We start from the raw sequence: 13,671 nt of genomic DNA, 5'->3' as shown, positions 1-13,671 counted from the left end.
CTTATGCACAAAAAAACGCGCATATAGCGCGTTTTTTTATAAAGCCAACGATTAAAAATTAGCTGATTTAGGTGAACGAGGGAATGGGATTACATCACGGATGTTGCTTACACCAGTAACATAAGATACCAAACGCTCAAAACCTAAACCGAAACCTGCATGCGGTACAGTGCCGTAACGACGTAAATCACGGTACCACCAGTAATCTTCTTGATCTAACTTCATTTCTGCTAAGCGAGCATCAAGCACATCTAAACGTTCTTCACGTTGTGCTCCACCGATGATTTCACCAATACCAGGTGCTAATACATCCATCGCAGCCACTGTTTTACCATCATCATTCAAGCGCATGTAGAATGCTTTGATATCTTTCGGATAGTTTTTAACAACAACAGGTGCTTTAAAATGCTCTTCAGCAAGGTAACGTTCGTGTTCTGAGTGTAAGTCGATACCCCATTCAACATCGAATTCAAACTCTTTATCGCAGGCTTTTAAAATTTCGATTGCATCAGTGTAATCAATTTGCGCGAAGTCACTTGTCACAAATGCTTCTAAACGTTCAATTGCCGTTTTCTCAACACGTTGTGCGAAGAACTCTAAATCGTCACGACGTTCTTCTAATACTGCACGGAAACAATATTTAAGCATGTCTTCAGCGAGTTTAGCTGCATCATCTAAGTCAGCGTAAGCAACCTCAGGTTCAACCATCCAGAACTCAGCTAAGTGACGGCTAGTGTTAGAGTTTTCAGCACGGAAAGTCGGACCAAATGTATATACTTTAGATAAAGCACATGCATAAGTTTCAGCATTCAATTGGCCTGATACAGTCAAAAATGATTCTTTACCGAAAAAGTCTTCAGCAAAGTCAACATTGCCTTTATCTGTGCGAGGTAAGTTTTCCATGTCTAGGGTTGATACACGGAACATTTCACCAGCACCTTCTGTGTCAGAAGCAGTGATTAACGGGGTTGATACCCAAATGTAACCTTGTTCGTTATAGAAGCGGTGAATGGCTTGCGATAAACAGTTACGAACACGTGCAACCGCACCAATGATGTTAGTACGTGGACGAAGGTGTGCTAATTCACGTAAATGCTCAATCGAATGACGTTTTGCAGCCATAGGATAAGTGTCAGGATCTTCAACAAACCCAGCTACTTCAACCTGCGTAACTTGCATTTCGAATGCTTGACCTTTACCTGGAGATTCCACGACTTCACCAGTCATGATAACTGAACAACCAGCAGTAAGCTTTAGCACTTCATCAGTATAATTATCTAAATTATTTGGTACTACGCCTTGAATAGGGTCAAAACATGAACCGTCATAAACAGCAAGGAATGAAATACCAGCTTTAGAATCGCGGCGAGATCTAACCCAACCACGAACTGTAACTTGCGAACCAATCGCGAAGTCACCTTTAAATACAGAAGCGACAGATGTAATGCTCATTGTTGCTTAGTTCTCCAATGAATCAATGATAAAAATAAGTGCTTTATATTACCTTGATATCGGCGTTTAACAAGCCGAAAACGCCCTTAGACGCAGATAAATGCGTAAGTTTTACTAATAAATGCCTTAATTGAGCCAATTTCCTGTCATATACGTACAATAGGTTGTAAAAATTATCTTGTAACCATATGAACAAAAGCGCTATTTTAATAAAACACTTGGTAGTGGGGTGAATTAGTGACCAAAACAAAATTTTTGCAAATCATATTAACCATTTTGTCTGTGGCCGGTTGGTCTTTGGCCGTATATGCGCTGCTTGTTTTTGGCGACGCAAGACCTGATCGTGCGGTAGGTTATTTTATGAGTAAAGGTGTTGAAGTCAGATTAAATTGGGATCCAGAATTAACTGTGAGACTGGAGTATGTTATCTGGGCTTGTGCTGCAATTAGTTTTGTTAATCTTGGGGTTAATTTTTATGCTCAAACGTCGAAGAGAATAGGTTTTTGGGTCAATATACCATTGCTACTGATGGTCTCTATTGTTGCTGGCTTGTATATACGTTATGTTATTTAGCTCTGATCAGTGGTACTGATGTGTTTGCACAACAAATCAATAATCGCCGCAGTAACACCCCAAATGAATTTGCCTTTATAGGGCATGTAATGCACATCAAACGTTTGTCCATCACGCATATACCTTAATTGATATCGATTGCTGGCGGTTGTGAAAAAGCTTAGTGGCACCCAAAAAGTCTCTGATACTTCTCCTGGATCGATTTTGATCTCAAATGGTTGTTTTATTATTCCTACAATAGGGGTGATTCGAAACCCTGTGAATGTCGCATGGGCGGGGAACTGACCAATCACGTCGACATTACTTTGTTTTAAGCCAATTTCTTCTTCTGCTTCCCTAAGGGCTGTTTCGATAATGGAATTATCTTGTTTATCGACTTTTCCGCCGGGGAAACTGTACTGTCCAGGATGTGCTCTTAAATGCAGCGCTCTGCGTGTAATGAGCATGTGTAGCTGGCCATCAACCTCCATCAGCGGGATTAACACTGCAGCTTTACGTAATGCCTGTTGAATGGGGATATCGCTAGAATTGTCGCTGAGGTTTTGAAGTGCAAAATGGACATTAAACTGTTGAGCGTTCATTTACCTTCCTAACTTAAAAGTCGCATCTTTGATTAATCAGTTATAACTAAATTATCATATTGCCACCAATAAGGTGTAACTTTTGCCAATGAGGTTGATTAAAAACTTACTTATGACTCCTGTAGTTGTTTATTTAACTGCACGTTATTTGTGCGTAAATTGCACCAAAACTATTGAAATATCGTGAATTATCCATCGAGTTTTAAACAAAGGCGTATTGTGCCTCTTTTACTTCTTTAGAGTAAGTTACTGAAAAGTTGTAAATATATTCTGTCATCCTGATGAAATATCACTGTAGTTAAACTGTGATGTTTGACTGGCATGGTAACTGCTGAGTTATTAATCAGGCATGTTATTTGCGAGGATGACAAATATGGGACTGGAAAAGTTACTGTATTTGCAAGGCGTAGGCGCAGAGTTTATTGATTGCTTTGGCAATCATGTTCATATTTCGCCTAATGATAGAAAAGGAATTCTAACGTCAATGTGTTTGGCGCCGCATCAATCTGATGTCGACGGCGCATTGTCAGTTCTCAATGATAAGTTCATCGAGCAGCGCATCCACGAATTAGACGTGGCACCCTGGCTTAAACCCATAGGGGCATTTCAGTGGACTTACGTCGATGAGCCATATGTAGAGTTATGTTTGACTGAACATTTTGTTGGTTATATACGTTTACATCTTTTTAGCGAACAAAATGAATCATTTAGATTTCAAATACACAGCAGTCAGTTAACCGCTATTGGTGACTATAAAACAAATGATTGCCTCTATATCAAGTATCACTTTTTATTAAATGAGCATCAAAATAATGCAATTGGGCTTGGCTATCATCAACTGACGTGTTCACTGGACTCAGATAATCATGTCACTGAGTATTTGTGTCAGCTGATGCTCGCACCAAGACATGCCTACTCAGGATCGCTTTCTGAGCCATTATCAAGTTTCAGGCATCATCAACAAGCTACTACTGGCAACTTTTCCCTAAGTAAAAAAGCCAATCCTTGGGGTATTTCTACGCAGTTATATAGCATTAAAAGTGAGAGCCAGTGGGGCGTAGGTGACTTTAATGATTTACAAAAGTTAATTGTATTCAGTGCCGAGCAAGGTGCTGACTTTATTCTGCTCAATCCCCTTCATGCTCTAGACTTACCTAGCCATATTAGTCCGTACAGTCCTGATGACCGACGTAGACTGAATCCACTTTATATTCATATTGAATCAGTAAAAGAATATGACAGCGTTAAACATGTTTTATCAACGCCTGATTGGCAAATAAATAAACACAAACTATCTGAGAATTCACTGTTAGATTACGCAGAAGTTTATGCACTAAAACAGCGGGTTTTCTGTTTATTGTTTGATACCTTTATTGAAGAAAATCAATCGACTTTAACAGCTCGATTTAAAGCATTTAGTGACTTCAAAAAACAGCATGAACAAGCATTACAACAATATGCTGACTGGCAGGTAGGTCATCATAAAGAAGATAGCAGTCAGGATACATTTTCTAACCCCGATTTTTGGTGCTACTTACAATTTGTCGCAACAAGTCAGCTTAGTTTGTGCCAATTAACGGCGAAATCTGTGGGAATGTCCATCGGTTTAATCCGAGATATGGCCGTAGGGGCTTCTCCGACAGGATCAGAAGTGCGGCAAAATGCTGATTATTTTTGTGCTAACGCTAATATTGGCGCCCCGCCAGATCCTTTTGCACCCCAAGGTCAGAATTGGGGACTTGCCCCGATGGATCCGATTAAATTACAGCAATTAAATTTTCTTCACTTCAAAGACTTAATTAGAAGCAACATGCAATCTTGTGGTGGTTTACGAATTGATCATGTCATGGGATTACTTCGTCTTTGGTGGTGGCCTAAAAACTTAAGCTTAGGTGATGGGGCTTATGTGTATTACCCACTTGATGCGTTACTTGCAATTTTGTCGTTAGAAAGTCAGCGAGCTCAATGCATCGTTATAGGTGAAGATCTTGGCATTGTTCCGCCAGAAATTGTTCAAAACCTTTCTAATGCCAACATATTTTCAAATGAGTTGTTTTATTTTTCAAAGCAAAATAATGGGTTTACATCTCCAGAGCATTACAAACGCCAGAGTTTGATGATGCTGGCTAATCATGATGTGCCGACATTATCAGCTTGGTGGCACGGTAATGATATCGAATTAAGACACCAACTAAACCTAATTAATCATCAGCAACAGCAAGAGATGCTAAATGAACGTGACCATGAAAAGCATCAATTGATCCATCTATTTTGTCAGAAAGGAATATTGCTGTTTGAAGGCGACATAAGTCGTATTAAGTTTGATGTGGTTTTAACGGCTTGGCTTCAACTTTCCGCATCAGGAAACTCATCTTTATACAGCGTACAACTTGAAGATCTTATTTGTGAAACCATGCCTGTCAATATCCCTGGCACATGGAAAGAATACCCTAATTGGCGCCGTCGTTTATCAATGTCACTTGAACATATAACAACATCAGATGCGATAAAACAGCGTCTTAGTGTGATTAATCATTCCAGAATGACTGATGCACAATTCGAGCAGTAGTTAGAACAGTTATTAATTTTATGGAGCAATACACAATGACGAATAATGCGCCTTTATTTAATCAAGGATCGGATATTGCCATCTTGAAAGGAGATTATACGGATGTCTTTTCTTTATTAGGCATGCACAAGGCACCCAATGGTAAATCACTGATTGTGAGATGTTTTATCAAGGGGGCAGTCAGTGTTGAGGTTATTGCTATAAAAGACGGTAAAAAAGTGGCTGAATTATCACAGGTTGATGAACAAGGTTTATTTGCAGGCGTAATGGGGCGAAGGGTTAAGCCGTTTTTATATAGTCTTAAAGTGACATATCCATTAAGCGTAGAAAATATAATTGACCCATATCAATTCGAAAGCTTGTTAGATGCGGATGATGTGTACTTATTTGCTGAAGGGAAACAACAAGCCAGTTATCAATTTATAGGTGCTAATTGGAAACAAGTTAATAAGGTAGATGGTGTGCTTTTTTGTGTATGGGCACCCAATGCACAGCGTGTATCCGTTGTAGGGGATTTTAATCATTGGGATCCTAGACAACATGTAATGAGATTTCATCCAAGCAATGGCATATGGGAGATATTTTTGCCCAATGCCAAAGCGGGGGATTTTTATAAATTTTATATTGTTAATCAATATGGTGAGTCGATTGAAAAATCAGACCCTTATGCAAAAGCGATGGAAGCTGCGCCGGGTAACTCATCTATCGTTCCCGCGAATAGCCAGTATCAATGGAAAGACAGCAAATGGTTAACTAAACGCGCCAACACTCAATTACATCAAGCGCCAATGTCAACTTATGAAGTGCACCTTGCCTCATGGAAGCGAAAAGGTGAATGGGGCGAATCTTACCTTAGCTACGACGATCTAATTAGCGAGTTAATTCCTTACATCGTTGAAATGGGCTTTACGCATCTACAACTGATGCCCATTTGTGAATACCCTTTTGATGGGTCTTGGGGCTATCAACCTGTGGGCTTGTATGCTGCAACATATCGTTTTGGTGATCCTGATGGCTTAAAGGCGTTTGTCGATGCTTGCCACAAACATCAGATTGCTGTGCTGTTGGACTGGGTTCCGGCACACTTTCCTAAAGATCCCCACGGCTTGTCTAAATTTGATGGCAGTTGTTTATATGAACATGAAGATCCTCGACAAGGTGAGCACCCTGACTGGGATACGCTTATCTTTAATTATGGCCGTGGTGAAGTGCAAAGCTTCTTACTGAGTAATGCTTGTTATTGGTTATCTGAATTTCATTTTGATGGATTACGTTTAGATGCTGTTTCATCAATGCTTTACCTAGATTACAGCCGTCAATCTGGTCAATGGTTACCGAATGAATATGGCGGTCGTGAAAATATTAAAGCCATAGAGTTTTTAAAACTACTCAATGAGCGTATATATGCCAGCTTTGCTGGCGCAACAATGATTGCTGAAGAATCCACTGCATGGCCAGGGGTGACTAACTCTACGGAAAAAGGGGGCTTAGGATTTGGTTTTAAATGGAATATGGGCTGGATGAATGACAGTTTACGTTACTTAGCACGGGATCCTATCTACCGTTCACATCATCACCATGAAATGACATTTGCTTTAGTCTATGCCTATACCGAACAATTTATATTGTCTATTAGCCATGATGAAGTCGTACACGGAAAAGGCTCAGTTTTACATAAAATTCCCGGAGACGATTGGCAAAAGTTTGCCACATTACGTGCTTACATCGGGATGATGTGGGGGCAACCTGGTAAAAAATTATTGTTTATGGGAACTGAGTTTGGTCAACGTGATGAATGGAATCATAACCAAAGTTTAGATTGGCATTTACTGCAGTTTGCACCTCATCAAGGCATACAAGACTGGGTAAAGGCGCTTAATGGTCTGTATATATCTCATCCTTGTTTATATGAATTAGATCATCAATCAACAGGTTTTCAGTGGCTTGATTGTGATAACAGTCAAGACAGTGTCTTCTCATTTATTCGTTATGCGCAATCTTCTGATGACGCACTCATTTTCATCATCAATATGACCCCGCAAGTACATCATCATTTTCGAATTGGCTTACCGACCCCAAATCACTACGAAGAACTGCTTAACAGTGATGCGAGCCAGTTCGGAGGCAGTAATGTGATTAATCAAACTGTTATTAACGACGAGGTACCTTGGCAAGGCATGGAGCAAAGCGGATTTATCACTGTGCCACCTCTAGGTTGTGTTGTGTTAGCAGCAAGTCAACTTGTAACAAATAACGAGGCGTAAAGATGAACAACGGCGCTGAAAATAACCTCAATGTTCTTGTTACCAAAGGACAATCATATCCACTTGGTGCAACGGTGATTGCTGGTGGGGTGAACTTTGCTATTTTTTCAGCGAATGCAACACAAGTTGTGTTATGCCTGTTTGATCATAACGGTAATAACGAAAAACAAATTTGTTTGGTACATAAAACCAAGCAAATTTGGCACGGTTTTGTGCCTGGTGTAAAAGCGGGGGATTTATATGGTTATCGTGTTTACGGTCCGTATCAACCTCACTTAGGTCATAGGTTTAATCACAATAAATTGTTACTCGATCCTTATTCAAAACAACTTAAAGGCAACTTAGCACCCAACGATGCAAATTATGGTTATGACATTACGCGTAATGATGTTGATGCAGACTTGTCGTTTTGTGAAATCGATAACGCACAATATATGCCTAAATGTGTCGTGATTGATGATTCAGTACTGAAATCTACACCTGTAAAAAGACTTAACATTCCTCTTGAAAGCACCGTTATATATGAAATGCACGTTAAAGGATTCAGTGTACTGAATCCCGAAGTTAATAAAGCTCATCAAGGAAAGTTTGCAGGTTTAGCCTCTAAAAGCTCATTGCAATATTTAACTCAGTTGGGCGTGAACTGTGTTGAGCTATTACCAGTTCAATCATTTTTAAATGAGCCATTTTTAATTGAAAAAATCTAAACAACTATTGGGGCTATAACTCGATTGGTTTTTTTGCGCCAAATCCCAGTTATTTAAGTAGCGAGGATATTGGTGAGTTTAGAAAGATGGTTGATCGTTTTCATGATGCAGGTATCGAAGTTATTTTAGACGTAGTTTATAACCATACTGCAGAAGGAAACCGCCTAGGACCAACACTTAGTTTCCGAGGTATTGATAACGCCAGTTATTACCGATTAGTGTCAAACGATCAGCGTTTGTATATCAATGATACTGGCTGCGGAAATACGGTTAACTCTAATCATCCTCAGGTACTGAGATTAATTATGGACTCATTACGCTATTGGGTTGAGGTCATGGGGGTAGATGGCTTTAGGTTTGATTTAGCAAGTTGTCTTGGTCGTGAAGTATATGGGTTTGATCCAGGCTGCGGTTTTTTTGATGCATTAAGTCAAGACCCTGTATTGTGTCAGGTTAAGTTAATAGCCGAACCTTGGGACATTGGACCAGGCGGTTATCAACTCGGTAATTATCCCATTGCATTCAGTGAATGGAATGACAGGTATCGTGACACCATGAGACGTTTTTGGCGGGGCGATAAAGGCATGTTGCCGGAGTTTGCTCGACGATTTCATGGTTCTGGTGACTTTTTTGAACATCATGGTCGAGCACCTTCTGCCAGTATTAACTTCATTACCAGCCACGATGGTTTTACTCTCCGTGATGTTGTGAGTTATCAACACAGGCACAATTTAGCCAATGGCGAAGACAACCGAGACGGCCATCATGAAAACCTAAGTCATAACTATGGCGTTGAAGGCCATACTAGCAACGAAAATATTATTAATATTCGAGCTAGGCAACAAAGAAATTTCATCACTACATTAATGCTATCTCAGGGCGTACCAATGCTGCTTAGTGGTGATGAAATGGGCCACAGTCAGCAAGGTAATAACAATGCATATTGCCAAGACAATTCGATCTGTTGGATAGACTGGCAGCAAATTGACTGGCCATTGGTAGAATTTACGTCTGAACTTATTAAACTGCGCCAGCGTTTTCCGATTCTTTGTCATGCCGAGTTCATTCATGAACCAGAAGATCAATATGCAAACGGCTTTACTTGGTATAGCCGTCATGGCGAGCCTATGGTCAAACAACAGTGGAGCGAAGCTGAAACTCGCACTTTAGCAGTTGTGATCACCTCAGAAGTGATACCACCTTATCAATACCCACAAGCCTTATTACTCCTATTGAATGCTTGTGAAGAATCAAAGCCGTTTCAATTACCCGAAGTTGAGGGATATCAAGGTTGGCAACTATTAGTTGATACGCAATTAACCCATCAAAAATTTCAAACTAAACCCAATGAAAAAGAAAAATCAGAGGCAGTTTTACTTTGTGGGCGAAGCTTAAAATTATTTCATGCACATCATCAGCTTAACAACAAGGTAGTCAATTGAAAATGCGCTTTGTAGTCGTCATTTCAGTCGTCAAAAGACTATGTAAAACGCGTTGTTTAACAAATTAGCTAACCGAGTCAGATCCGGTTTATTGAACGATTAACATTGTAAGGTGCTAAGGAGTCTATATGACAGTAACGAAAGGGAAATCGACTACTGAAAAACCATCTATTAAAGATAAGTCTTCAGTAAAAAGCCAGCCAAGACGGCAAAGTCAGGTAAAGCCAAACAGGTGAAGCCTGATGAATTAGATACCAATTCAGCAGTAAATCAATCAACATTGGAAGTCGTGGGCAGTAACCATGATTGCGATCCGTGCGAGACGTTGGCAGCTACATTTAAGCGTCAAATACATGGGTCGTTATGCCGTGATGAGCATGCCATTAACGATATGTATAGTGCACTTGCTTCTACAGTTAAAAATCAACTTTTAAATCAATGGCGAGAGACACGCCTCAAAGACAATCAGTACCAACAAAAGCAAGTTGCTTATTTGTCGTTAGAATTTTTGATGGGCAGATCATTAGGTAATGCGCTGTTAAGTCTTGATTTGACCAAAGAAACACATGAGGCACTGGCGGAGTATGCAGCAGACCTCGAGTCGCTACAAGAAGCTGAACTAGATGCTGGACTTGGAAACGGAGGCTTAGGGCGTTTAGCTGCATGCTTTTTAGACAGCTGTGCAAGTTTAGACTTGTCTGTTGTTGGCTATGGTATTCGTTATGAGTACGGCATGTTTAAACAAAAGCTGGTGGACGGTTATCAAGTCGAACAACCTGATCGTTGGCTACGTGAAGGCAACCCTTGGGAAGTCAGGATGGCCAACCATGCCATTACTGTTCCGTTCTTTGGTCATACAGAAACTTATGTCGACCCAAGTGGCGATCGCCATTATGTCTGGGTTGATACACAAGATGTACAAGCGATTCCACATGATATGCCAGTACCAGGTTTTCGTAACGGCCGAATTAATACATTGAGGTTATGGAAAGCTGAAGCAACTGATGATTTTGATTTAGCAGAATTCAATGATGGTGATTATACCGAAGCCGTTGCGCGTAAAAATTTAGCTGAACAAATTACGATGGTACTGTACCCAAATGATGCCAGTGAAAATGGTAAAGAACTCAGGTTAAGGCAGCAATACTTTTTATCATCAGCAAGCTTACAAGATATTTTACAGCGTTATACCGCCGTTTACGGTGCAGACTTTAGCCAATTTAGTCAGCGCAATGTGATGCAGCTAAACGATACTCATCCGAGTATTGCTGTACCCGAATTAATGCGTCTTTTAATGGATAGCTATGGCCTAGGTTGGGATGAAGCTTGGCAAGTCACCACAGAATCGATGGCTTATACCAACCATACATTATTACCAGAAGCGCTAGAACGCTGGCCTGTAAGAATGTTAGGTAATATGCTGCCACGGATATTAGATATCATCTATGAAATAAATGCGCGCTATCTTGAGCATGTTGCACATCATTGGCCAGGTGATACCCATAAATTGGCATCGATGTCGATAATTGAGGAAGGGGCGCATCCACACGTACGTATGGCATATCTAGCAATTGTGGCAAGCTTTTCTGTCAATGGCGTTGCAGGGCTTCATACTCAATTACTTAAGCAAGGGCTGTTTAAAGACTTTTATTCATTATGGCCTCATAAGTTTAATAATAAGACCAATGGTGTTACCCCAAGACGTTGGCTTGTGCATTGTAATCCAAGATTAACCCAGCTTATTAATCGCCGTTTAGGGGAGAGTTGGCTAACCGATCTCATTCAACTTACCGCGCTTAATGCTTTCACTGACGACAAAACGTTTGTCAAACAGTGGCAACAAGTGAAATACGATAACAAAGTCGAATTAGCTAAATTGGTTCTTGATGAATGTGAAGTGGCGTTTGATCCGAACATGATGTTCGATGTTCAAGTGAAACGGATACATGAATATAAACGTCAATTGTTAAACATTTTACACGTCATTCATTTGTATCAACGTATTTTGTCGGGTGACACAAAAGACTTACAGCCAAGATGTGTGTTGATAGGAGGCAAGGCTGCTCCTGGATATGCCATGGCCAAACAAATAATAAAATTGGCTAACAATGTGGCGCACATGGTGAATTCTGACCCTATTGTATCTCCATACCTACGTTTTGCCTTCTTACCGAATTACAACGTCAGCGCAATGGAAAAAATATGCCCAGGTACTGACTTATCAGAGCAAATATCAACTGCAGGTAAAGAAGCGTCAGGTACTGGCAACATGAAATTTATGATGAATGGCGCCATGACTATCGGTACGTTCGATGGCGCTAACATTGAAATGTTAGAAGAAGTTGGAGAAGAAAACTTCTTCCTATTTGGTTTACGCGCTGATGAAGTCAGTGAGCTTAAATCTCACTACAACCCCCATGATTTTATTCAGCAATCCCCCGCATTAGCGAATGTCATCAACATGCTTAAAAGTGGCCACTTTAACTTAGTGGAACCTGGCATATTCGACAGTATTATTGCTGCAATTGAAGATCCTTTCGATCAATGGATGATCGCCGCAGATTTTGAAGCTTATAAACAAGCTCAAGAAAAAGTCTCTTTGGCGTATGCCGATCAACAAGGTTGGACCCAAATGAGCATCCGAAATACCGCATCAAGCGGCCGTTTTTCTAGTGACAATACCATCAGTGCTTATCGTGATGATATTTGGCTTGCTAAACAATGAGCAATTTATCGCTTTAATCGATCTACGTTGTGAAGTTAGGAGTTAATTTTATATGTCAAACGTTCGATATATCAGTAATCTTACAAGGGATACATACGCCATCATATTAGCAGGAGGAAGGGGCTCTCGTTTACATGAGTTGACTGACTGGCGTGCGAAACCGGCGTTATATTTTGGTGGTAAATTTCGCATCATCGATTTCCCTTTATCAAATTGTATAAATTCAGGCATACGCAGAGTTGGGGTTGTGACTCAATATAAGTCACATTCACTGATCCGCCATGTCAGTCGGGGCTGGGGCCACTTTAAAAAGGAATTAGGTGAGTCAGTTGAAATACTACCTGCATCACAACAAACCTCAGGTAATTGGTATGAAGGTACAGCCGATGCGGTATTCCAAAATATCGATATTATTAGACATGAATTACCCAAATACATCATGATTTTATCTGGAGATCATGTCTATCGCATGGATTATGCTGGGCTGTTAGCTGCACATGCAGAGTCAGGCGCAGATATGACAGTATGTTGCCTTGAAACACCGATACCTGAAGCAGCGGGTTCGTTTGGCGTCATGGAAGTGGATCAAGATAAACGTGTAATAGGTTTTGAAGAAAAGCCTGAAGTGCCTAAGTCTATTCCCGGTAATGAAGAATTTTGTTTAGCGTCAATGGGTAACTATGTGTTTAACACTAAATTCCTATTTGATCAGTTACGCAAAGATGCTGACAATGATCAATCTGATAGAGACTTTGGTAAAGACATTATTCCTTCAATTATCAAAGATGCGAATGTATTTGCATTTCCTTTCACGAGTGCAGTGCCTGACGAGCCGGCTTATTGGCGTGATGTTGGTACCTTAGATTCTTTCTTTCAAGCAAATATGGAATTGCTGTCACCGACGCCAGCGCTCAATTTGTATGATGCAAAATGGCCAATTTGGACATATCAAGAACAGTTGCCACCGGCTAAGTTCGTGTTTGATGACGATGACCGAAGAGGGATGGCGGTAGATTCTATCGTTTCTGGTGGATGTATCATTTCGGGTGCGAAGGTTAAACGTAGCGTGCTTTTTGATGAAGTACGCGTGTGTTCATACTCGTTTGTGAAAGACTCTGTGCTATTGCCAGATGTTGTCGTGTTGAAAAATTGCAAAATTCAAAATGCGATTATCGATCGTGGCTGCATCATTCCTGAGGGGATGGAGATTGGCTATAACAAACAACAAGATTTAGACCGCGGCTTTCGAGTATCTGAAAAAGGCATCACTTTAGTTACTCGCAATATGCTTGGACTGCCGGTTGGATATGAGTAATCGCTAAAGTTTACTGCCATTGAAGCCACAGAACTTGTGGCTT

7 protein-coding genes and 1 pseudogene are annotated in these 13,671 nt (G+C 40.5%); 6 read left to right on the top strand and 2 right to left on the bottom strand.

Annotated features, from left to right (window positions below; genetic code table 11):
* Positions 1-51: 51 nt before the first annotated feature.
* Positions 52-1,452, bottom strand: coding sequence for an asparagine--tRNA ligase (gene asnS / locus ACGEDC_RS19550; protein ID WP_394495237.1), 1,401 nt, complete (start codon positions 1,450-1,452; stop codon positions 52-54).
* A 237-nt stretch (positions 1,453-1,689) separates the two neighbouring features.
* Here asnS and ACGEDC_RS19545 point away from each other — a divergent pair, with 237 nt between their 5' ends.
* On the top strand, positions 1,690-2,025 hold the full coding sequence (locus ACGEDC_RS19545) for a hypothetical protein (protein ID WP_394495235.1): 336 nt from the start codon (positions 1,690-1,692) through the stop codon (positions 2,023-2,025).
* On the opposite strand, the gene ACGEDC_RS19540 is transcribed toward ACGEDC_RS19545, so the two are convergent.
* Positions 2,022-2,606 (bottom strand): CoA pyrophosphatase, encoded by a 585-nt coding sequence (locus ACGEDC_RS19540; protein WP_394495233.1) that lies wholly within the window; start codon positions 2,604-2,606, stop codon positions 2,022-2,024. The two genes, ACGEDC_RS19545 and ACGEDC_RS19540, sit on opposite strands and share 4 nt — an antisense overlap.
* A 373-nt stretch (positions 2,607-2,979) precedes the next feature.
* Between ACGEDC_RS19540 and malQ the strand changes: the two genes are divergently transcribed.
* The 5 genes and pseudogenes from malQ to glgC all read left to right on the top strand — a co-directional run bounded on the left by malQ (position 2,980) and on the right by glgC (position 13,628).
* Positions 2,980-5,175 carry a 4-alpha-glucanotransferase gene (gene malQ / locus ACGEDC_RS19535; RefSeq protein WP_394495231.1) on the top strand — a complete coding sequence of 732 codons (2,196 nt, stop codon included), beginning with the start codon at positions 2,980-2,982 and terminating at the stop codon, positions 5,173-5,175.
* A 35-nt stretch (positions 5,176-5,210) separates the two neighbouring features.
* Positions 5,211-7,439: a 1,4-alpha-glucan branching protein GlgB gene (glgB, locus tag ACGEDC_RS19530; RefSeq protein ID WP_394495229.1), complete on the top strand. Its 2,229-nt coding sequence runs from the start codon at positions 5,211-5,213 to the stop codon at positions 7,437-7,439.
* A 2-nt stretch (positions 7,440-7,441) separates the two neighbouring features.
* A pseudogene (gene glgX / locus ACGEDC_RS19525) lies at positions 7,442-9,588 on the top strand (glycogen debranching protein GlgX).
* Positions 9,589-9,820: 232 nt separating this feature from the next.
* Positions 9,821-12,313, top strand: a complete 2,493-nt coding sequence (locus tag ACGEDC_RS19520) for a glycogen/starch/alpha-glucan phosphorylase (RefSeq protein WP_394495227.1) — start codon at positions 9,821-9,823, stop codon at positions 12,311-12,313.
* Between the two features lie 52 nt (positions 12,314-12,365).
* Positions 12,366-13,628, top strand: coding sequence for a glucose-1-phosphate adenylyltransferase (glgC, locus tag ACGEDC_RS19515; RefSeq protein ID WP_065108014.1), 1,263 nt, complete (start codon positions 12,366-12,368; stop codon positions 13,626-13,628).
* The last annotated feature ends 43 nt before the right edge of the window (positions 13,629-13,671 follow it).

This window comes from Shewanella sp. ENK2, from assembly GCF_043568515.1.
Lineage (GTDB): Bacteria > Pseudomonadota > Gammaproteobacteria > Enterobacterales > Shewanellaceae > Shewanella > Shewanella japonica.
The sequence above is the reverse complement of the archived record's forward strand: the minus strand, read 5'-3'. Positions and strand labels throughout refer to the sequence as shown.

Coding starts and splice junctions, on each gene's coding strand:
- asnS (WP_394495237.1), bottom strand. CDS start 1,452: ATGAGCATTACATCTGTCGCTTCTGTATTTAAAGGTGACTTCGCGATT.
- ACGEDC_RS19540 (WP_394495233.1), bottom strand. CDS start 2,606: ATGAACGCTCAACAGTTTAATGTCCATTTTGCACTTCAAAACCTCAGC.
- malQ (WP_394495231.1), top strand. CDS start 2,980: ATGGGACTGGAAAAGTTACTGTATTTGCAAGGCGTAGGCGCAGAGTTT.
- glgB (WP_394495229.1), top strand. CDS start 5,211: ATGACGAATAATGCGCCTTTATTTAATCAAGGATCGGATATTGCCATC.
- glgC (WP_065108014.1), top strand. CDS start 12,366: ATGTCAAACGTTCGATATATCAGTAATCTTACAAGGGATACATACGCC.